At 61.7% G+C, this 23,018-nt stretch carries 21 protein-coding genes; 5 read left to right on the top strand and 16 right to left on the bottom strand.

The genetic code is table 11. The annotated features are described in order from the left end of the window. Positions 1–173: 173 nt before the first annotated feature. Positions 174–614: a hotdog fold domain-containing protein gene (locus ACW9I6_RS07500; RefSeq protein WP_008435232.1), complete on the bottom strand. Its 441-nt coding sequence runs from the start codon at positions 612–614 to the stop codon at positions 174–176. Positions 615–759: 145 nt separating this feature from the next. Here ACW9I6_RS07500 and ACW9I6_RS07495 point away from each other — a divergent pair, with 145 nt between their 5' ends. Beyond that, positions 760–1,377: a TetR/AcrR family transcriptional regulator gene (locus tag ACW9I6_RS07495; RefSeq protein ID WP_032899370.1), complete on the top strand. Its 618-nt coding sequence runs from the start codon at positions 760–762 to the stop codon at positions 1,375–1,377. 13 nt (positions 1,378–1,390) lie between these two features. Here ACW9I6_RS07495 and ACW9I6_RS07490 read toward each other — a convergent pair whose 3' ends face one another. After that, positions 1,391–1,840: an Rrf2 family transcriptional regulator gene (locus ACW9I6_RS07490; protein ID WP_008435227.1), complete on the bottom strand. Its 450-nt coding sequence runs from the start codon at positions 1,838–1,840 to the stop codon at positions 1,391–1,393. Positions 1,841–1,984: 144 nt separating this feature from the next. Between ACW9I6_RS07490 and ACW9I6_RS07485 the strand changes: the two genes are divergently transcribed. After that, positions 1,985–2,872 (top strand): NAD(P)/FAD-dependent oxidoreductase, encoded by an 888-nt coding sequence (locus ACW9I6_RS07485; protein ID WP_457339120.1) that lies wholly within the window; start codon positions 1,985–1,987, stop codon positions 2,870–2,872. A gap of 2 nt (positions 2,873–2,874) precedes the next feature. On the opposite strand, the gene gudD is transcribed toward ACW9I6_RS07485, so the two are convergent. Beyond that, complete coding sequence (gene gudD, locus ACW9I6_RS07480; RefSeq protein ID WP_457339119.1) at positions 2,875–4,224, bottom strand: glucarate dehydratase; 1,350 nt, start codon at positions 4,222–4,224, stop codon at positions 2,875–2,877. Between the two features lie 10 nt (positions 4,225–4,234). After that, entirely contained in the window at positions 4,235–5,584 is a 1,350-nt protein-coding gene (locus tag ACW9I6_RS07475) for an MFS transporter (RefSeq protein WP_457339118.1), read from the bottom strand. Positions 5,585–5,871: 287 nt separating this feature from the next. Between ACW9I6_RS07475 and ACW9I6_RS07470 the strand changes: the two genes are divergently transcribed. Further along, complete coding sequence (locus tag ACW9I6_RS07470) at positions 5,872–6,582, top strand: FadR/GntR family transcriptional regulator (RefSeq protein WP_008435219.1); 711 nt, start codon at positions 5,872–5,874, stop codon at positions 6,580–6,582. A 6-nt stretch (positions 6,583–6,588) separates the two neighbouring features. Here ACW9I6_RS07470 and ACW9I6_RS07465 read toward each other — a convergent pair whose 3' ends face one another. Next, positions 6,589–7,431 carry an alpha/beta fold hydrolase gene (locus ACW9I6_RS07465; RefSeq protein WP_003207440.1) on the bottom strand — a complete coding sequence of 281 codons (843 nt, stop codon included), beginning with the start codon at positions 7,429–7,431 and terminating at the stop codon, positions 6,589–6,591. A 287-nt stretch (positions 7,432–7,718) separates the two neighbouring features. On the opposite strand from ACW9I6_RS07465, the gene ACW9I6_RS07460 reads away from it, so the two are divergent. After that, positions 7,719–8,306, top strand: coding sequence for a LysE family translocator (locus ACW9I6_RS07460; protein WP_457339117.1), 588 nt, complete (start codon positions 7,719–7,721; stop codon positions 8,304–8,306). Between the two features lies 1 nt (position 8,307). On the opposite strand, the gene ACW9I6_RS07455 is transcribed toward ACW9I6_RS07460, so the two are convergent. The 6 genes from ACW9I6_RS07455 to ACW9I6_RS07430 all read right to left on the bottom strand — a co-directional run bounded on the left by ACW9I6_RS07455 (position 8,308) and on the right by ACW9I6_RS07430 (position 14,572). Then, positions 8,308–9,132 (bottom strand): AraC family transcriptional regulator, encoded by an 825-nt coding sequence (locus ACW9I6_RS07455; protein ID WP_003207444.1) that lies wholly within the window; start codon positions 9,130–9,132, stop codon positions 8,308–8,310. Positions 9,133–9,195: 63 nt separating this feature from the next. Further along, entirely contained in the window at positions 9,196–9,357 is a 162-nt protein-coding gene (locus tag ACW9I6_RS07450; protein WP_457339116.1) for a hypothetical protein, read from the bottom strand. 155 nt (positions 9,358–9,512) lie between these two features. After that, positions 9,513–11,981, bottom strand: coding sequence for a TonB-dependent siderophore receptor (locus ACW9I6_RS07445; protein ID WP_457339115.1), 2,469 nt, complete (start codon positions 11,979–11,981; stop codon positions 9,513–9,515). Positions 11,982–12,077: 96 nt separating this feature from the next. Continuing rightward, positions 12,078–13,037 (bottom strand): FecR domain-containing protein, encoded by a 960-nt coding sequence (locus ACW9I6_RS07440; RefSeq protein WP_457339114.1) that lies wholly within the window; start codon positions 13,035–13,037, stop codon positions 12,078–12,080. Then, positions 13,034–13,564, bottom strand: a complete 531-nt coding sequence (locus ACW9I6_RS07435) for a sigma-70 family RNA polymerase sigma factor (RefSeq protein ID WP_134326409.1) — start codon at positions 13,562–13,564, stop codon at positions 13,034–13,036. The genes ACW9I6_RS07440 and ACW9I6_RS07435 overlap by 4 nt, the downstream gene beginning before the upstream one ends. Positions 13,565–13,660: 96 nt before the next feature. Then, positions 13,661–14,572, bottom strand: coding sequence for a LysR family transcriptional regulator (locus ACW9I6_RS07430; protein ID WP_457339113.1), 912 nt, complete (start codon positions 14,570–14,572; stop codon positions 13,661–13,663). Positions 14,573–14,682: 110 nt separating this feature from the next. Here ACW9I6_RS07430 and ACW9I6_RS07425 point away from each other — a divergent pair, with 110 nt between their 5' ends. Further along, positions 14,683–15,528 carry an oxidoreductase gene (locus ACW9I6_RS07425; protein ID WP_008435212.1) on the top strand — a complete coding sequence of 282 codons (846 nt, stop codon included), beginning with the start codon at positions 14,683–14,685 and terminating at the stop codon, positions 15,526–15,528. A gap of 71 nt (positions 15,529–15,599) precedes the next feature. Here the strand turns inward: ACW9I6_RS07425 and ACW9I6_RS07420 are convergent, their stop codons facing one another. From ACW9I6_RS07420 to ACW9I6_RS07400, 5 genes are read right to left on the bottom strand one after another with little or no spacing between them, the layout of a single operon-like run. Further along, entirely contained in the window at positions 15,600–17,204 is a 1,605-nt protein-coding gene (locus ACW9I6_RS07420; protein WP_003207458.1) for an ABC transporter ATP-binding protein, read from the bottom strand. 1 nt (position 17,205) lies between these two features. After that, positions 17,206–18,225: an ABC transporter permease gene (locus ACW9I6_RS07415; protein ID WP_457339112.1), complete on the bottom strand. Its 1,020-nt coding sequence runs from the start codon at positions 18,223–18,225 to the stop codon at positions 17,206–17,208. A 1-nt stretch (position 18,226) separates the two neighbouring features. Next, positions 18,227–19,300, bottom strand: a complete 1,074-nt coding sequence (locus ACW9I6_RS07410; RefSeq protein WP_457339111.1) for a microcin C ABC transporter permease YejB — start codon at positions 19,298–19,300, stop codon at positions 18,227–18,229. A gap of 1 nt (position 19,301) precedes the next feature. Beyond that, positions 19,302–21,140: an extracellular solute-binding protein gene (locus ACW9I6_RS07405; RefSeq protein ID WP_003207465.1), complete on the bottom strand. Its 1,839-nt coding sequence runs from the start codon at positions 21,138–21,140 to the stop codon at positions 19,302–19,304. Continuing rightward, a complete protein-coding gene (locus ACW9I6_RS07400) occupies positions 21,137–22,966 on the bottom strand; it encodes an extracellular solute-binding protein (RefSeq protein ID WP_008435204.1) in 1,830 nt (609 codons plus the stop codon). The genes ACW9I6_RS07405 and ACW9I6_RS07400 overlap by 4 nt, the downstream gene beginning before the upstream one ends. Positions 22,967–23,018 lie beyond the last annotated feature (52 nt).

Below are 23,018 nucleotides of genomic sequence, written 5' to 3'. Positions count from 1 at the left end.
GATACCCACGTCATCGTTAACGACCTTCGCGAGCAAGCCCGCTCCCACATTTGGACCGTGTCCGCCTTTGATTTTGCGGTTGCTTCACCCCACTCAAGCCGGCTCGTAGGCCGCTGTGAGAGCGCAACCCAATAGCGGCCATAACCGCAGCAACGGATATGCCCCCAACCCCATCACCCCAATTTCACATTCATGATAATCCGCGCGGTAAACACCAATTTCCCCTCCGCATCCAGCATCTCCACCGGCACCACCTTGTCACCCGCCGTTTGCCAGTCGATACCTTCGCCATTGGCCGTCGCCGTCACGCTGCTCTTGGCCTTGGCCAGATACTCCACCGTCATCCCCTTGGGAATCCACCGCGCACCCGCCGGCACGGAAACGTCCGTCATGGTACCCGCCGCCAACTCCGCAGCGTTGCACATGGCAATGGCGTGCACCGTGCCCAGGTGGTTGGTGATGGCCTTGCTGAACGGCACTTCCACCGAGGCAAACCCCGGACGCAACTGGGTCATCAACGGATTGATGGTGCTGAAGTAGGGCGCCATCTGGCAAGCCAGTTTGCTGAACGCTTCGGGGCCAACGCTGTTGAACATGCTCAGAGCCTGACTCATGGTGCTGCCTCGCTGATTAAATGAATTTTACGGAATCTTGTTCCGTAACAGAATAATGTTCTGTAACGGAACAGTATTCTGCCCATGGGAAATCTGTCAAGCTGCCCGGACTTGTTCTTCTTCACTGACCGAGTTCCTGTTCAGCATGCAAACCCCGGATCTGCTTCAGCGTTGCTTCCCTGGCCGAAGGGCCGAATTGAAGCGCGATATTTTCAAGGCAGCCCTAGACCTGTTCAACGAGCAGGGCCTTGAAGCCACCACCATCGAGATGATCCGCGCGCGCTGCGATACCAGCGTCGGCGCCATTTATCATCACTTCGGCAACAAGGAAGGCCTGGTCGCCGCGCTGTTTTTTACCGCGCTGGAGGATCAGGCCGAATTGCGTGGGCGCTATCTTGAATCGGCCAAAACGGCGAAGGAGGGGGTGTACGCACTGGTCCACAGCTATGTCGATTGGGTAGACAGCGAACCGCAGTGGGCGCGCTTCCAGTACCACGCGCATTTCGCGGTGACCAAGGGCCCGTTCGCCGCTGAACTGGAAAGCCGCAACCAGGCGCGCAACGCGTTGCTGAAGGAATGGATGGTGCTGCCTGGACGGGGTGATCAGCTCAGCCAGGTGCCCGCCGAACTCTTGCCATCACTGATCATCGGCCAGGCCGACAGCTACTGCCGTGCCTGGCTGGCCGGGCGCTCGGCCAGCAGCCCTCGGGTGTACCGGGAAACCCTGGCCGAGGCAGCGTGGCGCTCGGTGGGCGGCGCTTAGGGCGTCGCGTGCATCACGCACAGGGTGCGGGCGTTATCGCCACCCGATAGCGCTCGTCAAAATCATCCGCCAACTGTGCCAGCGTCACCTCTCCCAAACGCTGCAGCAGCAACGCCTGGGCATCGTCAAACGCCTGGTTCAGCGCCGCATTGACGGCCTGTTCCACCAGGCATTGCGGATGATCGGTGGACAGGCCGACGGCAAAGATCGACGACGTGCCAAGGGCATTGTGGATGTCCAGCAGGGTGATTTCACTCAGCGGCTTGCCCAGCATCCAGCCGCCCTGATGGCCTTTTTCCGAACGCACATAACCTTTCTCCTTTAGCAGGCCCAGGGTGCGGCGTACCACCACCGCGTTGGTACCAAGCATCTGCGCGATGGTCTCCGAGGTGGCGCGTTCCTCGTGGCGGCCCATGTGGATCAGCACATGGAGCATGCGCGAAAGCCGGGTGTCGTTTCTCATCTGCAAGCCTCTGGATTTCCTGCCCGAAAGTATCGTTCGTAACGATTGGAGTTGCGAGACGCTTGACGAGGTATTTTTATGTAACTTATGGTGTGTCGTGAGTGCCCGGCAACCGATGCAAGGGCCACCAGAGAGGTCATCTTCATGGTTTACGACGTTATTATCGTCGGCGGCAGCTACGCCGGAATGTCTGCCGGGCTGCAACTGGCGCGGGCTCGGCGCAAGGTGCTGGTGATTGACGCCGGGCAGCGGCGCAACCGGTTTGCGGCCACTTCCCACGGTTTCCTCAGCCAGGATGGCCAGCCGCCGGAGCTGATCGCTGCCGAAGGGCGAGGGCAGTTGATGGAATATCCGACGGTGACCTGGGTGCAGGACACCGCCGTTGAAGCGATTCGAAACCAGGATGGCTTCGTGGTGCAAACCCGTTGCAACGGTGAGTTCAACGCTAAACGCTTGATTCTCGCTACCGGCGTGGTGGATGAGTTACCCGAGGTCGAGGGGTTGAAGGAGCGCTGGGGCAAGCATGTGTTCCATTGCCCGTATTGCCACGGCTATGAACTGGATCAAGGCCGCATCGGCGTGCTGGCGACGTCGCCACTGGCCATGCATCACGCCATGCTGCTGCCGGACTGGGGCACCACCACGCTTTTTACCAACGGTACATTTGTGCCGGATGCCGAGCAGCAGGCGCAACTGGATCGGCGTGGGGTCAGCGTCGAAAGCTCGGCGGTGCGGCGGATTGTCGGTGAGCGGGCGGATGTGGAATTGGCAGACGGGCGGATGATCGTGCTGGACGGTATTTTCACCCTGTCCCGTACGCGCATGGCCAGCCCATTGGCCGAGCAGTTGGGCTGTGAGTTTGTCGAAGGGCCGACCGGGCCCTACCTGCTGACCAACGAGACGCGCCAGACCACCGTGCCCGGTGTGTTTGCCTGCGGCGATGCCAACCTGGCCGGCGGCTCGGTGGCGCTGGCGGTCGGCGAGGGTGTGCGCGCCGGGGTGGGCGCGCACTTTTCGATGATCTTCAGCTGAGGTCAGCGCACCAGGCACGGCCGCTTGTTATCGAACGTCCAGCCCGGAATCATGAACTGCATCGCCACGCTGTCATTGCGCGCACCCAGGCCCATACCTTTGTACAGTTCATGGGCGTGGGCCACGGCGTCCATGTCGATGTCCACGCCCAGGCCCGGTTTGGCCGGCACCTTGATGTGGCCGTCGACAATCTTCAGCGGAGCCTTGGTCAACCGCTGGCCGTCCTGCCAGATCCAGTGGGTGTCGATGGCCGTGATTTCCCCCGGCGCGGCGGCGGCCACCTGAGTGAACATCGCCAGGGAAATGTCGAAGTGATTATTGGAGTGCGAGCCCCAGGTCAGGCCCCATTCGTGGCACATCTGCGCCACGCGCACCGAGCCCTGCATGGTCCAGAAGTGCGGGTCGGCCAGGGGAATATCCACGGACTGCAACTGGATCGCATGCCCTATTTCCCGCCAGTCGGTGGCGATCATGTTGGTGGCGGTGGGCAGCCCGGTGGCACGGCGGAATTCGGCCATGACTTCGCGCCCGGAGTAACCGTTTTCCGCGCCGCAAGGGTCTTCAGCATAGGCCAGCACATGATGCTGGTCGCGGCACAGGGCGATGGCTTCTTTCAGTGACCAGGCGCCGTTGGGGTCCAGGGTAATGCGCGCATCGGGGAAGCGTTCGGCCAGTGCAGTCACCGCCTCGATTTCGTCGCCGCCGCGCAGTACGCCGCCTTTGAGCTTGAAGTCATTGAAGCCGTATTGCGCCTTGGCCGCCTCTGCCAGACGCACGATGGCTTCGGGCGTCATCGCCTTTTCATGACGCAGGCGGAACCAGTCTTCGGCATCGCCTTCGCTGCGATAGGCCAGGTCGGTTTGCTGGCGATCACCGATGTAGAACAGGTAGCCGAGCATCTTCACCGCGTCGCGCTGCTGGCCTTCGCCGAGAAGGGCCGCCACCGGGACTTCGAGGAATTGGCCGAGCAAATCCAGGAGTGCCGCTTCCATCGCCGTGACGGCATGGATGGTGATGCGCAGGTCAAACGTCTGCAAACCCCGGCCCGCCGAATCCCGCGCGGCGAAGGTCTGGCGCATGGCATTGAGAATGCTCTGGTACTGGCCGATGGGCTTGCCGATCACCAGGCTGCGGGCGTCTTCCAGGGTCTCGCGGATGCGTTCGCCGCCGGGTACCTCACCGACGCCGGTACGGCCGGCGCTGTCGGTAAGGATCACGATGTTGCGCGTGAAAAACGGCCCGTGGGCACCGCTGAGGTTGAGCAGCATGCTGTCGTGACCGGCCACCGGGATGACTTGCAGCCCGGTCACGACCGGGGCGCTGTTGGCGTGGTGCTGGTGTTCTGTGTTCATCGTGTAGTCCTTATTTGCTCAAGACGGGTGCGGGTTGCAGCACGCTGCTGGTGGTCGGGCCGGGCAGTGTCCTGGCGAAAAACACCAGGATGGCCGCAAGGATCGAAGTGCCCGCCAGGCCATACAAACCGCCCTGGATCGAGCCGGTGGTCTGTTCCAGGAAACCAAAGGTGGTGGGCGCGACAAACCCGCCGAGGTTGCCGATGGAGTTGATCAATGCGATCACCGCTGCGGCGATGCGTGCATCCAGGTAACCCTGGGGAATCGGCCAGAACAGCGAGGACGCCGACTTGAAGCCGATCGCCGCGAAGCAGATGGCGATAAAGGCAAAGATCGGCCCGCCGGTAGTGGAGAGGAACATGCCCACGGCGGCGATCAACAGTGCCGCAGCGACCCAGGCTTGCTGGAACTTGAATTTGCCCGCCAGTGCCGCGAAGGCGTACATCGCGATGATCGAGATCAACCACGGGATGGAGTTGTAGAAACCCACCTGGATGTCGCTCAGGTCGCCCATCTTTTTAATGATGCTCGGCAACCAGAAAGTGGCGGCATAGATCGTCAGCTGGATGCAGAAATACAGGGCGCAGAACAGCATGATCTGACGGTCCTTGAGCAGCTTGCCCAGGGTCGGCTTGACCGTGGTGGCGGCGTCACGCTCGCGCTGTTCGCGGTCGATCTCGCCCACCAGCGCATCCTTTTCTTCAAGGCTGAGCCACTTGGCGTCGTGGGGTTTGGAGTCCAGCCAGAACCACACGAAAAAGCACAGCAGCACCGACGCCGTGCCTTCGATGATGTACATCCACTGCCAGCCATGCAGGCCCAGCCCGGTGATTTGCAGCAGCACGCCGGACAAGGGGCCGGAGATCAGCGAGGCGAGGGCCGAGCCGCTGAGGAAGATTGCAATCGCCTTGCCGCGTTCGACGCCGGGCAACCAGCGAGTGAAGTAGTAGATCACCCCGGGAAAGAAGCCCGCTTCGGCCACGCCCAGCAGAAAGCGCAGGATGTAGAAGTGGGTTTCGTTCTGGATAAAGGCCATCAATGTGGCGGTGATGCCCCAGGTGAACATGATGCGGGTCAGCCAGATGCGCGCGCCGACTTTTTGCAGGAGCATGTTGGACGGCACTTCGAACAGCGCGTAGCCGATGAAAAACAACCCGGCACCGAAGCCGTAGGCGGCCGCACCAATGCCCAGGTCGTGCTCCATATGGGTACGCACAAAGCCGATGTTGACGCGGTCGATGTAGTTGACGATGAACATGATCACGAACAGTGGGAGCACATGGCTCTTCACCTTCTTGATCGCGCGGGCCAGGACCGGGTCGGTGGCAGGCGCAGCTGTCGCAGGGCTGGAAGGGGTCACGGGTCAAACTCCCACTGATTATTGTTGTGCGGGGACGTATTTGGGTTGTCAGAGATGTCTGACAACTTGATAGACATCATACAACTGCATTTTCAGAGATGGCAACCCTTTGTAGGAGCGAGCTTGCTCGCGAAAATCGTCAACGATTACGAGGTTTGGTGCAATGTTTGCGCTGCGACGGGTTTTTTCGCGAGCAGGCTCGCTCCTACAGGTATTTGTTTGTTGTCATACAAGTAAGGGCTTGCAAGAATGCTAGTATTGCCAGGCGCCCCTGAACGGAATTCCTGATGCAAAACCCCAGCTCGGCACCTCATCGCAAGCGCTCCCCGGGCCTTGCCCACGACATCGTCACCGCGTTGACCCAGCAGATTCTCCTGGGACAGATGGCGCCGGGTGAGAAGCTGCCATCCGAGTCCGCTATCGTGGGCGAGTACGGCGTCAGTCGCACGGTGGTGCGCGAAGCGCTTTCCAAATTGCAGGCCGCCGGGCTGGTGGAAACCCGCCACGGTGTCGGCACCTTTGTGCTGGAGCGCGACGAGCGCCACGGCCTGCACCTGACCCACGACACCGCCGCCAGCGTGCGCGGCATTCTTGAACTGCGCATGGGCCTGGAAACCCAGGCAGCCGCCCTGGCAGCCTTGCGCCGTACCGATGAACAACTGCAGCAGATGCGCCAGGCACTGGATGATTACCAGGACTCGCTGGCCAACAACGACAGTGCCGTTGAGCCTGACGTGCGCTTCCATCGCCTGATCGCCCAGGCCACTGGCAATACCTATTTCACCGACGTGATTTATCACCTGGGCCACTCGGTAATCCCACGCACCCGGATCAATGCCGAGGAACGCGGCGACGCGGACCTGATGGAGCTGGGGCGCCTGGCGAACCTTGAGCACGAGGCGATCCTGAAAGCCATCCGCCGCCAGGACCCGGACGCGGCCCGGGCCGCCATGCTGTTGCACTTGAGCAACAGCCTGGAGCGGATGACAGGAGAGTAGGCGGGGCTATTTGCTGTCCAGGAAGTCCAGCAGCGCGGCATTGAACAGCGTCGGGTCCTGCAGGAATGCGAAGTGGCTGGTGTTCGGCAGAATCAGCAGGCCCGCTCCCGGAATGGTCGCCGCGATGTATTCGGTGTGTTCTCGCTTGATCGCCTCATCGTGGTCGCCGTCGACAATCAGGATCGGAGTCTTGATGGACGCCAGTTGCGCGTCGGTCCAGTTGGGTTGGCTGGCCCACATATGGCTGATCTGCTCGACGAAGGCGTCGTACTCTTTTGGCGTCGGCGAGTGCCTGGCGTACTCCTTGCCGGCGCGCTCGATGAAGGCGGCGAAGGTCGGGTTTTTCTCTACGCCATCCTTGACCCCGGAGGTCTGGGTGTTGGCGGCAAAGGCGAACACCTTGCCGATACGGTCGGGATGGCGCAGGGCAAGATCGATACCGATGATTGCGCCGTCGCTCCAGCCGACGATATCGGCGCGGGGGATTTTCAGGCTGTCGAGTACGGCGACCACATCATCGGCCATCAAGTCGTAACCGAAGGGGTTCTCGTCCCGGGAACTGCGCCCGTGGCCACGGCTGTCGAGGCTGATGACCGTGTGTTTGGCGGCCAGCGCCTTGACCTGGTTGCCCCAGTAATCGGAATTGGACAGGCCACCGTGCAGCAGGATGACCGGCGAACCATGCCCGGTCTTGGTGTAGTAGACCTTGATGCCATTGACGGCGGCATAGCCGGTCTTGGCCCCCGCAATCGGCGCCGGGGTGGGCGGAAGGGTTTCCCAGCGTTCCGCGGCCTGAACCCCGGAGAGGGACAGCAACAGGCAGGCAGCTGCCAATAAGCGACGTGACATGGCGATTCCTTTTTTGTGAGCAGGTTGAGGTCATCCGGCCAGATGTGCGCTCGACTCTAGCACCGCGCCTACCTTGGGAAACACGCATTTTTTCCTATCAAAAACGCCCTTTGGAAAGAGAAAAATACAGTTATATCAATGGAATAAATTTGTCTTTGGCAGAGGGTGGGCTAAAGGTTTCAACTGGTGGTTTTTCGGTCATTCCCGGCAGGGGCATTTTCTTCAATACCGTGATCCGTCTTCCCCTTAAGGTTCAGCTCGTACCCGCACAACAAAAAGGAACTGCAATGAGCTTGATCATTTCCATGGCCGCCTTCGCCCTGGCCACGTCCATCACCCCGGGACCGGTGAATGTGGTGGCCCTCAGTTCAGGCGCGCGTTTTGGGTTTGCCGCCAGCCAGAAGCATGTGGCCGGGGCCGCGCTGGGGTTCACCTTGCTGCTGGTGCTGATTGGCCTGGGGCTGCATGAGGTGCTGGTGCGCTGGCCGCTGCTGACCCAGTTGATTCAGTGGGGCGGGGTGGCGTTCCTGTTGTACATGGCCTGGAAGCTGGCGGTGGACGATGGGCGCCTGGACGCTGAAGGCACGGCCGCGGCGCCGTCGATGCTCTATGGGGCGATCATGCAATGGCTCAACCCCAAGGCCTGGCTGGCGTGTGTGGCAGGCATGGGGCTGTTTGTCGCCGATGGCGATGCGCAGCAAGTCTGGCTGTTTGCGACGATCTACCTGGTGATTTGCTACTTGTCGGTGGCGTGCTGGGCGTACGCCGGGACGTTCCTGCGCCGCTACCTGAGCAATCCCCAGGGCATGCGCCTGTTCAATCGCTCGATGGCCGCCTTGTTGGTGACCAGCGTGGGGTATCTGCTGCTGGCCTGATTCAGCCGCGATATTGCCCGGGCGTCGCCGCCAGGTGCTGTTTGAACGTGCGCTGGAAATGCGCCTGATCAGAAAAGCCGGCCGCCAGTGCGACGTCGGCGATCAACTGGCCGCTGCGCAACTGGGTGCGGGCAAACTGAATACGGCGATTGACCAGGAATGCGTGGGGCGTCATGCCGTAATACTGCTTGAACGCACGAATCAGGTACGACGGCGACAGTTCAGCCGCCTGGCAAATGTCTTCGAGCTTCAGGGCCTCGGTGCAATGTTCGCGGATATAGTCGGCGGCCCGCTCCAGCTTGTGATTGACCTCGCGCACCGGGGTCTCCGACGGGTTGAGGCGTTGTTGCACCTCGGTGAAAAAACTCACCACCGCACTCTGCTTGTGCAGGTGTTCGGCGTGGTTGTCCACCAGCACCTCATACAGCTCGTTCAGCCCGCGGTACAGCGCGACATCCGTGGTGTGGGTGGCGGTGAACGGACGAAAGTCCTGGTCCTTGCTGAAACCCAGCTGATGCTGCAGGTCGGTCAGCCAGGCCGTATCGATATACAGCATGTGATAGGACCAGGGCAGATCATCAATGGGGTTGCAGGCGTGGACATCCCCGGGATTCATCAAGACCACGGTGCCGGTGCTGATCTTGAAGGTCGATGCCCCATGGATGTACAGGCTCTGCCCGGCCGTGATCGCGCCGATGGAAAAGTGCTCGTGGGCGTGGCGGGTGTAGCAGACCTTCCGCCCGTCGGCGATGGTGCGAGCCTCAATGAACGGCAGGCGTTCGTCGCGCCAGAAGGACGGGGCAGTCGGTTCGAGGGGCGATCGCATCACTACAAGTCTCACCGGGAAACAATGCAGTGAATGATTACACAGAAATAGGCCTGCAACGTTTCATTTCATGGTTTCGGGTTCCATTCTGCGCAGGAAACCGATCTGCGGATCTACGCCGTTGATGGCGTCTGCCAGGGAAAGGGGTTGCTTCGCCGCCGCTCGCGCCTCATCGGCGCCTGTCAGCAAGTTCAGCAAGTGCGAGAGAAAGGGCAGATCTTCCATGTCAGTTCGGCTCCGTGCGGGTCGCCCACGTTTTATGGGCAACCGGAGCCCTCATCCTCGGATGGCCCGGGAAGGAACAACAGACGTACCTTCCTGACGGGATGTAGCCCGAGTCGACTGCCGTTGCAAGCGCTACGGCAGTCTGGCGTTTGGGCTCAAAAATCCCAGCGGGTCGCCAATTGCAGGCTGCGCGGCTCGCCGTAGAAACCGGTACCGAAGTTGCCCAGGCCGGTGTAGTACTTTTTGTCGAACAGGTTCTTCACGTTCAGCGTGGTGCTCAAGTGCTCGTTGAAGCGGTAGCGCGCCATGACGTCCACCAGGAAGTAGCTGTCCTGGGTAATGCGTGAGTTGTGGCCGAAATTCACCGAGTCGTTGGGATCGGGCTGGAACACATTGCCGAAGAACTCGCTCTGCCAATTCACGCCGCCACCCACGGTCAGGTTCTCCAGGGCGCCGGGCAGGCGATAGGTGTTGAACAACCGCACCACTTGCTGGGGCGTGGTGGTTTGCAGCACGGAGCCGTAGACGTAATCGCCGTTGGCGTCACGGCTGTGCTGGTAGGTGTAGCCCGCAGAGACGTTCCAGCCGTCCAGCACTTCACCGGCCAGTTCGACTTCAAAGCCCTTGGTGGTGGCGCCGGCAATCGGGCGATACACCGAGTCGGTCTCAAACCCGGAAACGTACTGCGCAACGTTGTCCTGTTCGATGCGGAATGCGGCGAAGCTGGCGTTCAGGCGGCCGTCGAAAAATGCTGCCTTGAGCCCGGCTTCGTAGGTGTCGCCTTCAATCGGATCGAGCAACTTGCGGTCGGCGTCCTTGCTGTTTTGCGGTTTGTAGATCTTGGTGTAGCTGGTGTACACCGACCAGATGTCATTCAGGTCGTAGACGATACCGGCATAGGGCGTGACGACGCCGGTCTGGCGGTAGGTGAAACGGTTGTCGGCCTTGGTCGGGTCGTAGAAGTCGGTGTTGTCGGTGCCGCTGAAGTTGCTGACGCGGGTGCCCAGGATCACCGACAGGTCATCGGTGGGTTTCAAGCGCGTGGCCAGGTACGCGCCGGTCTGGCGTTGCACGATGTCGTTCTGGCCGCTGCTGGGAATGTCAGGCTTCGGGTATTCGCCGCGCCAGTCGTAAATGCTGCCACCCACGGGCGGGTAGATCGAGCCGTACACCGGCACGTCCTGCTTCGAGCGGGTGGCCATGAAGCCCATGATCAATTCATGCTCGCGCCCGAACAGGCTGAAGGGGCCATTGAGGTTGATGTCCAGGGTGTTTTGCACCTGGTCACCCTTGTATTTGCCCATGAACATGTACATCCCGTCGCCCGTGACCGGGTCCGGGTTGCCGCCGCTGGCGGAGGCGAGCAGCGTATCGTGCTGGCTGCGCTTGCGGTCAAGGCTGACTTTCAGCGACCAGTCGTTCGCGAGCTTTTGTTGCACCGAGGCAAACAGGGTCTGGTTCTGGAAGTCGCGGCGGCTCCAGTCGGCGGCCGGGTTGAAGGACCGCGAGAAGTCGGTGCGTAAACCGTTGCTGAAGTACATCGGGAAGCCGGTCCAGCTGGCGCCACGGGAGCGGGTGTCCTGCTGGTCGATGCCGAAGGTCAGCAGGGTGTCCGGCGTCAGGTCGGCTTCGAGGATGCCGTAGGCAATGTCCTTGGTGTTCTGGTAGTGGTCCAGGTACGACTGGCGATCCTGATACACGCCGACGAAGCGCCCGCGCACGTTGCCGGAGTCGGTCAAAGGCCCGGAAATATCGCCTTCGGTGCGGTAGTTGTCCCACGAGCCGAAGGTCTGCGTGACGGAAGCCTTGAAATCCCGGGTGGGCTTTTTGCGAATCAGGTTGACCGTGGCCGAAGGATCGCCGGAGCCGGACATCAGGCCGGCTGAGCCCTTGATGATTTCCAGGCGGTCATACACCGCCATGTCGGTGCTGGTGGTGCCGTAGTCATACACGCCGTCGTAGGTGGAGTTGACCCCGTCGTACTGGAAATTGGTGATCGGCAGGCCGCGGCTGGAAAACTCCCAGCGCTCGCTGTCGTAGTTCTGCACGCTCACACCGGGCGCACGGCGCAGGGTGTCGGCGATGCTGGTGGAGCCCTGGTCGTCCATTTGTTGGCGGGTGATCACTGTTACCGACTGCGGCGTCTCGCGCATCGACAGCGCCAGGCCGGTGGCCGAAGCCATGGCGCCGGTGGTGTAGGAGTGCGTATCTTCGGTGGTGGCGCCCAGGCCTTCGCCGGAGATGGTGGTGGCGCCCAGTTCCAGGGCGCCGGTGTTGGCCGGGACCAACTCCAGCACGTAGCCGTTGTTGCCCTGGGGCACGGCCTGCAAGCCGCTGCCTTGCAACAGCCGTTGCAAACCGCTGGCCGGGGTGTAGCTGCCGTTGAGGCCCGGGCTGGTTTTGCCGCTGGCCAGGCTGTTGTGGCCGGCGAAAAAGATCCCGGACTGCTCGGCGAAGCTGTTCAGCACGTTGACCAACGAACCCGCGGCGATGGTGTAGTGGCGGGCCGTTTCCTGAGTCGACGGTGACTCGGCGGCTTGCGCGTCGAGCGCGCCCAGGCACAACAACGTAGCAGTAACGGCCAGCGCCAGCGGGCGCAAAGTGAAGCGAACGGGTTGCGACATGAACATTCCCTTTGGATCAAATCGATCGGCGAATTGAAAGCATCTGCAGGGTTTACCGAACGAGTTTTGGAAAAGGGAACTGACGGCTGAAAGTTTTTATGCGCCTGGGTGTTTGGGCCTGACCGTGACCCACCAGGGCATGAGCGTGTCGACCTGAATCGGCAGCGCGGCCTGTAGCAGGCGCAGTGCGTGGTCGCTGTCTTTGAGGGGGAACGAACCCATCACCGGCAATTGCGCCACGGCTGGATCACAACCCAGGTGGCCGGGGCGAAAACGATTGAGTTCGGCGACCAGTTGGCCAAGCGGCAGGTTGTCGGCCAGCAGTACGCCACGGCTCCAGGCCTCACGGGTGGCGGATGCGGGTGAACGGAGATTGAACCCATCGCGGGTGAAGGCCACTTGTTGCCCGGCCTCGATGATTCGTTGTTGCCGGCTGGCGGCGGTGCGCACTTCAACCCTGCCTTCAAACACATTGAGCAAAGTGCTGTCGCCGTCCTGCAACACGCTGAAGCGGGTGCCGAGTGCCCGCAGGCGACCCTGCTCAGTCTCCACCAGAAACGGGCGGTTCGGGTCCTTTGCGGTCTCGATCAGCACTTCGCCGAAACGCAGGTGCAGCAAGCGCTGGACCCGGTCAAAACGTACATCCAGGGCGCTCAAGGCGTTCAGCCACAGGCGGCTGCCATCGTCCAGCAGCGCTTCGCGGGTTTCACCGCCGGCGGTTGCGTAATCCGCACTCCAGCCTCCCACCAACCGGGGCAGGGCGGTGTTGCGCCAGGTGCCCCAGGCCAGCGTTGAACCGGCACACAGCACCAGCAGGGTCTTGAGCGTCTGGCGCCGAGAGCTGCGCAACGCACGGCTGGCGCTGTGGGATTGCTCGGCCAACGGCGCAAAGCGTTGGCTGACCCGTTCTACATAGCCCCAGGCGGCCTGGTGTTCCGGACTTTGCCCGAGCCATGCCTGCCAGTGCTGGGCAGCCTCTGGCTGATCCTGCAGGCGTACGTACCATTGGGCCGCTTGCTCAAGGCTGGCATGGCTGAGCTTTCCGGGGCTGTTCACTCCACGAGCATCCCGTCCAGTTCGGCTTCCAGCACCGCACAATGCAGCAGCGCCTGGGCCAGGTATTTTTTCACCATCCGTTCGCCTACCCCGAGCTGTTCGCCGATCTGCTTGTAGGGCGTACCGTGCAACTGCGCCAGCAGGAACGCTTCGCGCACCTTGTGGGGCAGCCGCGCGAGCATGGCGTCCACTTCGTACAGGGTTTCGACAATGATTGCCCGCTGCTCCGGCGACGGTTGCAGGGCTTGCGGCCGGTCCGCGAGGCTTTGCAGCCACGCTTGTTCCAGTTGGCGCCGACGCCAGTGATCAATGCACAACCCCCGGGCGATGGTGGCCAGGTAGGAGCGCTCCCGCGTCTCATCGGCGCCGGCCGGCGGGCGCTTGAGTACCCGGATGAAGGTGTCATGGGCCAGGTCCGCCGCATCCCAGCGATTGCTCAGGCGCCGGCGCAGCAGCCCCAGCAGCCAGGAATGGTGATTGCCGTAGAGGTCGCTGAACGAGGTGGACGGGGTCGACACAGTATCCATGTGGCGCAGAAGCCTTGGCGTAAATAAGAATTGGTCGCGATTAAACCAAAGGGCCGGGCACTGCGCAAATGATATTGGTTTGCTTTTGCGGCGTTGTCAGCGCCCACGCTTTTCGGCAATCCATGCGGTGGCCAGGTCGATAAAGGCCCGCAGTTTCGGTTGGCTCTGGGTTCGGGCGGGGAAATACAGGTACAGCCCGCTGCTTGGCGGTACGAAAGATTGCAGCACGGGCTCCAGTTCGCCTGAAGCCAGGTCCTCCATGACCTCGAAATCACTCACGTACGCCAGGCCCTGGCCGGCCCGCGCGGCGGCGATCATCAGGTTGCGGTCATTGACGATCAACCCGCCTTGAACGCCGACCGTAAATTCCCGGCCCGCCCGCTCGAATTCCCAGCGGTGTGCCATGCCCGAGGTCAGGAAGCGATAACCGATGGTTTGATGGGTCGTGAGCGCTTCCGGCGTTGTCGGCTTGCCGGCCTTGGCAAAGTAGGCGGGAGAGCCCACCACCGACCAGTTCAGGTCCGGGGTCAGGCGCACGGCAACCATGTCTTTGTCGATGGATTCCCCCAGGCGAATACCGGCGTCGAAGCCCTCGGTCACCAGGTCCACCGTGGCATCGTCGAGGGAAATATCCAGTACCACATCGGGAAAGGCCTCGCGAAAACGCGGGATCAACGGCTCGATCAGCAACGTGCCCGACAACCTTGGCACCGTCAGGCGCAGGGTGCCCATGGGCCGGTCGCGGTAGCCACTAAGGGCCGCCAGCGCTTCGTCAATCTCCCCGGCGGCGGGGCGCAGGCGGCTGTAAAGCGTCATGCCGGCCTCGGTCAGCGCTACCCGGCGCGTGGTGCGCTGGAACAGCACCACACCCGTGCGCTTCTCCAGGGTCTTCACCGCATGGCTGACCGCCGTCGGTGTTACGCCGAGGCGTGCAGCGGCCTGGGTGAAGCTCTTCAGTTCGGCCACGGCGAGAAATTCGGTCAAGCCATTGAAGGGATCAAGGTTCATCGGTCAGCCATTATGAAATTCTGTTTCAGAGTGCTTGTAGCACGAGACGGTTTTTCAGGCTAATGCCTCAGCGTACCTTGGCTCCACATTCACTCCATCAGGTACGGATCATGACAACGGCACATTCCTTCAAGCGTGTTTGGCTGGTAACCGGGGCTTCCCGGGGCATCGGCGCGAAAATCGTCGCGGCAGCTCTGGCCCACGGTGATGCGGTGGTGGCGACGGCCCGCAACGCCCATACCGTTACCGAACGCTTCGGTGAGCAACCCGGGCTGCTGGCGGTGCAACTGGACGTGACCGACGAATCCCAGGCTGCCGACGTTGCCCGTGCCGCCATTGAGCACTTCGGGCGCATTGATGTGTTGGTCAACAATGCCGGTTTTGGCCTGCTGGGCGCGGTGGAGGAGGCGTCTGCCGATGAGGTTCGCCGCTTGTATGAAACCAACGTGTTCGGGCTGCTCAATGTCACTCGCGGTGTATTGCCGTTCATGCGCCAGGCGCGCAGTGGGCACGTGATCAATATTTCGTCGGTGGGCGGCTTCCGTTCGGGGGCGGGATTCGGCACGTATTGCTCGACCAAGTTTGCCGTTGAAGGGTTGAGCGAGGCGCTGCACGCAGAGCTGGCACCCTTGGGCGTCAAGGTGACGGTGGTGGAGCCGGGTTATTTCCGCACCGACTTCCTGGATGGCAACTCCCTGGTGGAGTCGCCCTTGATCATCGACGATTACGCCGCCACGTCCGGCGAGGTGCGCAAGCTGGCCAAGGTCTACAACCAGCAGCAACCGGGTAACCCGGAGCTGCTGGCAGTGGCCATGATCAAGCTGGTGGAAGCGCCGCATCCGCCGATGCGCCTGGCCCTGGGCACCGATACGTTGCAGGCGATTGAGGACAAGCTGGCTTACGTCAAGGAAGAGACCGCCGCCTGGCGTGAACTGTCGGCCTCAACCGATTTCTGACACCCAATGGCGTAGCAGCTGTCGAGCCGCAGCCTCGCTGGGGCTCGACAGCTGCTACGGTGGTTCTACTGCTAGGGGCCGGGCACCAAAAACGCCGCCTCCAGCAGCTGCCGGGTGTAGGCATGCTGGGGGTTGGCGAAGATCGCGGGTGCATCTCCCTGTTCAACCGCCTGCCCGTGTTTTACCACCATCAGTTGGTGACTCAAGGCCTTGACCACCGCCAGGTCGTGGCTGATGAACAGGTAGGTCAGGTTGTACTTGGCCTGCAGGTTGCGCAGCAGTTCCACCACCTGGCGCTGCACGGTACGGTCGAGGGCCGAGGTCGGCTCATCCAGCAAAATCAGCCGGGGCTTGAGCACCAGTGCGCGGGCAATAGCGATGCGCTGGCGTTGGCCGCCGGAGAATTCGTGGGGGTAGCGATTGCGGGTTTCCGGGTCCAGGCCCACTTCCTTCAGCGCGGCGATAATCGCCGCTTCCTGCTCGGCGGCAGTGCCCATCTTGTGGATACGCAGGCCTTCGCCAACGATCTCGCTCACACACATGCGCGGGCTCAGGCTGCCAAACGGATCCTGGAACACCACCTGCATTTCCCGGCGCAGCGGGCGCACCTGTTGCTGGCTGAGCTTGTCCATCTGATGGCCTTCGAAGCGAATGCCGCCCTTGCTCGCAATCAGCCGCAAAATTGCCAGGCCCAGGGTGGATTTGCCCGAGCCGCTTTCACCGACGATGCCCAGCGTCTGGCCCTGGGGCAGGCTGAAGTTGATGCCATCCACCGCCTTGACGTAATCGACGGTATTGCGCAGGAAGCCTTTCTTGATCGGGAACCAGACCTTCAGGTCATCGACTTCCAGCAACGGCGGGCCGACTTCATTGGTGGCGGGGCCGCCGCTGGGTTCCGCTGCCAGCAGCTCCTGGGTGTAAGGGTGCTGCGGCGCCTGGAACAGGCTTTCGCATTCGGCCTGCTCGACGATGCAGCCTTTTTGCATCACGCATACCCGGTGGGCAATGCGCCTTACCAGGTTCAAGTCGTGGCTGATCAACAGCAACGCCATGCCCAGGCGCGCCTGCAATTCCTTGAGCAGCTCCAGGATCTTCAGCTGCACGGTGACGTCGAGTGCCGTGGTCGGTTCGTCCGCAATCAGCAACTCCGGCTCATTCGCCAGGGCCATGGCGATCATCACCCGCTGGCGTTGGCCGCCGGACAGCTCATGGGGCAGGGCCTTGAGGCGTTTGTGGGGCTCGGGGATGCCCACCAGTTCCAGCAACTCCAGGGTGCGTTTGGTGGCCACCTTGCCGGTAAGCCCCTTGTGCAGGCCGAGCACTTCGTTGATCTGCTTCTCGATGGAGTGCAGCGGGTTCAACGAGGTCATCGGCTCCTGGAAAATCATCGCAATCCGGTTGCCGCGGATATGCCGGATGGTCTTTTCCTTCAGGGTCAGCAAATCGTGGTTGGCGTACTGGATCGTGCCCGACGGGTGACGTGCCAGCGGGTAGGGCAGCAGGCGCAAAATCGAGTGCGCCGTGACCGACTTGCCCGAGCCGCTTTCGCCCACCAGTGCCAGGGTTTCGCCGCGCTTGATATCGAAGCTGACGTTGTTCACCACCCGCTGGTGGCTGTTGCCTACGACGAACTCGACGGAGAGGTCGCGGACTTCGATCAGATTGTCCTGATTCATCTCATTTCCTCGGGTCGAAGGCATCGCGAGCGGACTCGCCGATAAACACCAGCAGACTCAACATGATCGCCAGCACGGCAAACGCACTCATGCCCAGCCACGGCGCCTGCAGGTTGGATTTGCCCTGGGCCACCAGTTCACCCAGGGACGGCGAGCCGGCCGGCAGGCCAAAACCCAGGAAGTCCAGCGCGGTGAGGGTGCCGATCGCGCCGGTCAGGATGAACGGCATGAAGGTCATGGTGGAGACCATGGCGTTGGGCAGGATATGGCGGAACATGATCGCGCCGTTCTGCATCCCCAGCGCCCGGGCCGCCCGCACATATTCCAGGTTACGCCCGCGCAGGAACTCGGCGCGCACCACGTCCACCAGGCTCATCCAGGAAAACAGCAGCATGATCCCCAGCAGCCACCAGAAGTTGGGTTGCACGAAGCTGGCGAGGATGATCAACAGGTACAGCACCGGCAAGCCGGACCAGATCTCCAGGAAACGCTGGCCGGCCAGGTCGACCCAGCCACCGTAGAAGCCCTGCAACGCGCCGGCGATCACGCCGATGATCGAGCTGAGCACGGTGAGCGTCAGGGCAAACAGCACGGAAATCCTGAAGCCGTAGATCACCCGCGCCAGCACATCGCGGCCCTGGTCATCGGTGCCCAGCAGGTTGTCCCGTGACGGCGGGGCGGGGGCCGGAACTTTCAGGTCGTAGTTGATGCTCTGGTAGCTGTACGGAATCGGCGCCCACAACGTCCACGCGTCCTTGGCCTTGAGCAGCTCGTGGATATACGGGCTCTTGTAGTTGGCTTCCAGCGGGAATTCGCCGCCGAAGGTGGTCTCGGGGTAGCGCTTGAGCGCCGGGAAGTACCAGTCGCCGTCGTAGTGCACCGCCAGCGGCTTGTCGTTGGCGATCAGCTCGGCGCCCAGGCTCAGGCCGAACAGGATCAAAAACAGCCACAGCGACCACCAGCCACGCTTGTTGGCCTTGAAACGTTCGAACCGGCGACGATTGAGGGGGGATAGATTCATCTCAATGCTCCCGGCTGGCGAAGTCGATGCGCGGATCGACCAGGGTGTAGGTGAGGTCGCCGATCAGCTTCACCACCAATCCCAGCAGGGTGAAGATAAACAGGGTGCCGAACACCACCGGGTAGTCGCGGTTGATCGCCGCTTCAAAGCTCATCAGGCCCAGGCCGTCGAGGGAGAAGATCACTTCCACCAGCAACGAGCCGGTGAAGAAGATGCCGATAAAGGCCGACGGGAAGCCGGCAATCACCAGCAGCATCGCGTTGCGAAACACATGGCCGTACAGCACGCGGTGGTTGGTCAGGCCCTTGGCCTTGGCGGTGACCACGTACTGCTTGTTGATCTCGTCGAGGAAGCTGTTTTTGGTCAGCAGCGTCATGGTGGCGAAGTTGCCGATCACCAGGGCGGTCACCGGCAGGGCAAGGTGCCAGAAGTAATCGAGGACCTTGCCGCCCCAGCTCAATTCATCAAAGTTGTTGGACGTGAGCCCGCGTAACGGAAACCAGTCGAAGTAACTGCCGCCGGCGAACACCACGATCAGCAGGATCGCAAACAGGAACGCCGGGATCGCGTAGCCGACGATGATCGCCGAGCTGGTCCACACGTCGAAGTGGCTGCCGTGCCGCGTAGCCTTGGCGATCCCCAGGGGGATCGACACCAGGTACATGATCAGGGTGCTCCATAACCCGAGGGAGATGGACACCGGCATCTTTTCCTTGATCAGGTCGATGACCTTGGCGTCACGGAAAAAGCTATCGCCAAAATCCAGCTTGGCGTAGTTCTTGATCATGATCCACAAGCGTTCCGGCGCCGACTTGTCGAAGCCGTACATTTTCTCGATTTCCTTCACCAGCGCCGGGTCCAGGCCCTGGGCGCCGCGGTAGCTGGAACCGGCCACCGAGACTTCGGCGCCGCCCCCGGCAATCCGGCTGGTGGCGCCTTCAAAGCCCTCGAGCTTGGCGATCATCTGCTCCACCGGGCCACCCGGGGCGGCCTGGATGATCACAAAGTTGATCAGCAAAATGCCGAACAGGGTCGGGATGATCAGCAGCAGTCGACGAAAAATATAGGCCAGCATCTCAGTCGCCCCCGCTCGCCGGATCGGCGCTCTGGTTGGTGTCCACGGTTATCGCAGGTTTCACGTCGGGTTTGCTCCACCAGGTGGCGGTGCCGACGTCATACCGTGGCGAGACCTTCGGATGGCCGAGGTGGTCCCAATACGCCACGCGGAAGGTCTTGATGTGCCAGTTGGGGATCACGTAGTAGCCGAACTGCAGCACGCGGTCGAGGGCCTTGGCGTGGGCCACCAGGCTCTTGCGCGAGTCGGAGTCGATGAGTTCTTCCACCAACTGGTCGATGGCCGGGTCTTTCAGGCCGATGTAGTTGCGGCTGCCGGGCTTGTCGGCGCTGGATGACTTCCAGTACTCGCGCTGCTCGTTGCCCGGCGATGAGGATTGCGGGAAGCTGCCCACCACCATGTCGAAGTCCCGCGAACGGATGCGGTTGATGTACTGCGAGATGTCGACCCGGCGAATCACCAGGTCGATCCCCAGGTCTGCCAGGTTGCGCTTGAACGGCAACAGGATGCGTTCGAACTCGGTCTGTGCCAGCAGGAACTCGATGGTCACGGGCTTGCCGGTGGTGTCGACCATCTTGTCGTCGACGATCTTCCAGCCGGCCTCTTGCAGCAGTTGATAGGCCTCGCGCTGCTGGGTGCGGATCATGCCGCTGGCGTCGGTCTTCGATGGCTCGAAGGCTTCGGTAAACACCTGGGGCGGGATCTTGTCCCGCAGCGGTTCAAGAATCGCCAGCTCATCCGGGCCGGGCAGGCCGGTGGCGGCCATCTCGGAGTTTTCGAAATAACTGCGGCTGCGGGTGTAGGCGCCGTTGAACAGTTGCTTGTTGCTCCATTCAAAGTCCAGCAACAGGCTGATGGCCTTGCGCACCCGCACATCCTGGAACATCGGTTTGCGGGTGTTGAACACGAAGCCCTGCATGCCGGTGGGGTTGCCGTTGGGGATTTCTTCCTTGATCAGGCGGCCCTGGGTGACGGCGGGGGTGTTGTAGGCATTGGCCCAGTTTTTCGCGCTGATTTCCAGCCAGTAATCGAACTGCCCGGCCTTGAGGGCTTCGAGGGCCACGGTGTTGTCGCGGTAGTAATCGGTGACCCGGTAATCGAAGTTGTAGAAACCCTTGTTGATCGGCAGGTCCTTGGCCCAGTAGTCCTTGACCCGCTCGTAGCGGATCGAACGCCCGGCCTTAACCTCGGCCACCTTGTACGGGCCGCTGCCCAGCGGAATCTCCAGGTTGCCCTTGGAGAAGTCGCGGCCCTCCCAGTAATGCTTGGGCAACACTGTCAGTTGCCCAAGGATCAGCGGCAGTTCGCGGTTGTTGGTGCGCTTGAACTTGAACAGCACCCGCAGCGGGTCCTCGGCGATCACTTCGTCGACATCCGCGTAGTAGGTCTTGAAGATCGGCGAGCCGTCCTTCATCAGCGTCTGGAAGCTGAACACCACGTCTTCGGCACGGATCGGGTGGCCGTCGTGGAAGCGCGCTTCGGGGCGAATGTAGAAGCGTACCCAACTGTTGTCCGGGGCCTTTTCGATCTTGCCGGCTACCAGGCCGTATTCGGTGATGGGTTCGTCCAGGCTTTGCTGGGCCAGGGTGTCGTAGATCAGGCCGATATCATCTGCCGGCACGCCCTTGCTGATGAATGGGTTGAGGCTGTCGAAGCTGCCCATGCTGGATACGCGGAAGGTACCACCCTTGGGGGCATCCGGATTTACGTAGTCGACGTGTTTGAAATCGGCGGGGTACTTGGGCGGTTCGTTGTAGAGGGTCAGGGCATGTTGCGGGGCCGCATTGGCCGCGGCGCAAAACAGCAGGCTGCCAAGGATCGCAGTACGCAAAGGTATCATTGGGCTTTCTCCGAAGCTTTCAGCCACCATGCGCTCAGGCCCAGGCTGTAGGGCGGCGTGGTGACGAAGGCGAACCGGTTGCGGTACGCCAGGCGATGATAGTTGAGGTACCAGTTGGGAATACTGTAGTGCTGCCACAGCAGGACGCGGTCCAGCGCCCGGCCGGCGGCCAACTGTTCTTCACGGGTTTGCGCCGCCAGCAGTTGGTCCAGCAGGTGGTCGACCACCGGGTTGGCGATGCCTGCGTAATTCTTGCTGCCCTTGATCCCCGCCTGGCTGGAGTGGAAATACTGCCACTGCTCAAGACCGGGGCTGAGGGTCTGGTTGAGGGTCATCAGAATCATGTCGAAGTCGAACTGATCGAGGCGTTGTTTGTACTGTGCGCGGTCTACCGTGCGCAAGCGGGCATCGACGCCGATGCTTGTCAGATTCTCGACATAGGGCTGCAGGATGCGCTCCAGGTTCGGGTTCACCAGCAGAATCTCCAGCCTCAGCGGCTGCCCGTCACTGTTGAGCAAGCGTTGCCCGGACAGCTTCCAGCCGGCGTCCGCCAACAATGCGAGGGCGCGGCGCATCGTGTCGCGAGGAATGCCGCGACCGTCGGTCTGGGGCAGGCTGAAGGGCTGGGTAAACAGGTTGGCCGGCAGTTGGTCGCGATAGGGCGACAGCATCAGCCACTCATGACCGGTCGGCACGCCGGTGGCGGAGAATTCGCTGTTGGGGTAATAGCTGAGGCTGCGTTTATAGGCGCCGCTGAACAGGGTGCGGTTGGTCCACTCGAAATCGAACATCAGCCCCAAGGCTTCGCGGACCTTGGCCTGGCTGAAGGCCGGGCGCCGGCTGTTCATGAACAGTCCCTGGCTCTGGGTCGGTATCTGGTGGGCGATCTGCGCCTTGATCACATCGCCGCGGTTGACCGCCGGGAAGTTGTAGCCGTTGGCCCAGTTCTTCGCCTGGTGCTCGATATAGATATCGAACTCGCCGGCCTTGAACGCTTCGAAGGCCACGTCGCTGTCTCGGTAGAACTCCACCTCGACCTTGTCGTAGTTATACAAACCACGGTTGACCGCCAGGTCCTTGCCCCAGTAATCCTTGACCCGCTCGAACACCAGTTGTCGCCCGGGGCTGACCTTGCTGATGCGGTAAGGCCCACTGCCCAGCGGCGGCTCGAAGGTGGTGGCCTTGAAATCGCGGTTTTTCCAGTAATGCTGGGGCAATACCGGTAGCTCGCCCAGGCGCAGGATCAGCAACGGGTTGCCGGCGCGCTTGAACACAAAACGAATGCGATGCCGGTTAAGAATGTCGACCCGGGCCACTTCCTGCAGGTTGGTGCGGTACTGCGGGTGGCCTTCGGTCAGCAGCGTGCGATAGGAAAACGCCACGTCGTAGGCGGTGATCGGCTTGCCATCGTGAAACCGCGCTTCAGGGCGCAGGTTGAACACCACCCAGCTGCGGTCCTCGCTGTATTCCACCGATTGGGCAATCAGGCCGTAGCTGGAGGTGGGTTCATCGCCGGAAGGGGCATATTGGCCGGTGCCGACCATCAACGGCTCATTGAGCTCGTTGACGCCATATTGCAGGAAATTGGCGGTGGAAACCGGGCTGGAACCCTTGAAGGTGTACGGGTTGAGGGTGTCGAAAGTGCCAAACGCCATGACCCGCAAGGTGCCGCCCTTGGGCGCTGCGGGGTTTACCCAGTCGAAGTGGGTGAATTTGGCCGGGTACTTGAGCGTGCCGAACTGCGCATAACCGTGGCTCTCGGTAATGGTCGCGTTCGCGGAAAAGCTCAAGGCCAGACTTATTAGTAGAAGGAGGGGACGCTTCAAGTCAGGGATCCGATCCAGGCGGCTTGGGCTTTATGAACCGTACAGTAACAGC

This window comes from Pseudomonas sp. SDO5522_S412, from assembly GCF_054071215.1.
This window is presented reverse-complemented; position numbering and strand designations above follow the sequence as displayed.

Bases quoted from the DNA above. Each gene is read 5' to 3' on its own strand.
- gudD (WP_457339119.1), bottom strand. From the start codon at position 4,224: ATGAACACAGAACACCAGCACCACGCCAACAGCGCCCCGGTCGTGACC.
- ACW9I6_RS07490 (WP_008435227.1), bottom strand. From the start codon at position 1,840: ATGAGAAACGACACCCGGCTTTCGCGCATGCTCCATGTGCTGATCCAC.
- ACW9I6_RS07405 (WP_003207465.1), bottom strand. From the start codon at position 21,140: ATGATACCTTTGCGTACTGCGATCCTTGGCAGCCTGCTGTTTTGCGCC.
- ACW9I6_RS07455 (WP_003207444.1), bottom strand. From the start codon at position 9,132: ATGCGATCGCCCCTCGAACCGACTGCCCCGTCCTTCTGGCGCGACGAA.
- ACW9I6_RS07500 (WP_008435232.1), bottom strand. From the start codon at position 614: ATGAGTCAGGCTCTGAGCATGTTCAACAGCGTTGGCCCCGAAGCGTTC.
- ACW9I6_RS07465 (WP_003207440.1), bottom strand. From the start codon at position 7,431: ATGTCACGTCGCTTATTGGCAGCTGCCTGCCTGTTGCTGTCCCTCTCC.
- ACW9I6_RS07460 (WP_457339117.1), top strand. From the start codon at position 7,719: ATGAGCTTGATCATTTCCATGGCCGCCTTCGCCCTGGCCACGTCCATC.
- ACW9I6_RS07430 (WP_457339113.1), bottom strand. From the start codon at position 14,572: ATGAACCTTGATCCCTTCAATGGCTTGACCGAATTTCTCGCCGTGGCC.
- ACW9I6_RS07485 (WP_457339120.1), top strand. From the start codon at position 1,985: ATGGTTTACGACGTTATTATCGTCGGCGGCAGCTACGCCGGAATGTCT.
- ACW9I6_RS07420 (WP_003207458.1), bottom strand. From the start codon at position 17,204: ATGAATCAGGACAATCTGATCGAAGTCCGCGACCTCTCCGTCGAGTTC.
- ACW9I6_RS07450 (WP_457339116.1), bottom strand. From the start codon at position 9,357: ATGGAAGATCTGCCCTTTCTCTCGCACTTGCTGAACTTGCTGACAGGC.
- ACW9I6_RS07445 (WP_457339115.1), bottom strand. From the start codon at position 11,981: ATGTCGCAACCCGTTCGCTTCACTTTGCGCCCGCTGGCGCTGGCCGTT.
- ACW9I6_RS07495 (WP_032899370.1), top strand. From the start codon at position 760: ATGCAAACCCCGGATCTGCTTCAGCGTTGCTTCCCTGGCCGAAGGGCC.
- ACW9I6_RS07415 (WP_457339112.1), bottom strand. From the start codon at position 18,225: ATGAATCTATCCCCCCTCAATCGTCGCCGGTTCGAACGTTTCAAGGCC.
- ACW9I6_RS07425 (WP_008435212.1), top strand. From the start codon at position 14,683: ATGACAACGGCACATTCCTTCAAGCGTGTTTGGCTGGTAACCGGGGCT.
- ACW9I6_RS07435 (WP_134326409.1), bottom strand. From the start codon at position 13,564: ATGGATACTGTGTCGACCCCGTCCACCTCGTTCAGCGACCTCTACGGC.
- ACW9I6_RS07470 (WP_008435219.1), top strand. From the start codon at position 5,872: ATGCAAAACCCCAGCTCGGCACCTCATCGCAAGCGCTCCCCGGGCCTT.
- ACW9I6_RS07410 (WP_457339111.1), bottom strand. From the start codon at position 19,300: ATGCTGGCCTATATTTTTCGTCGACTGCTGCTGATCATCCCGACCCTG.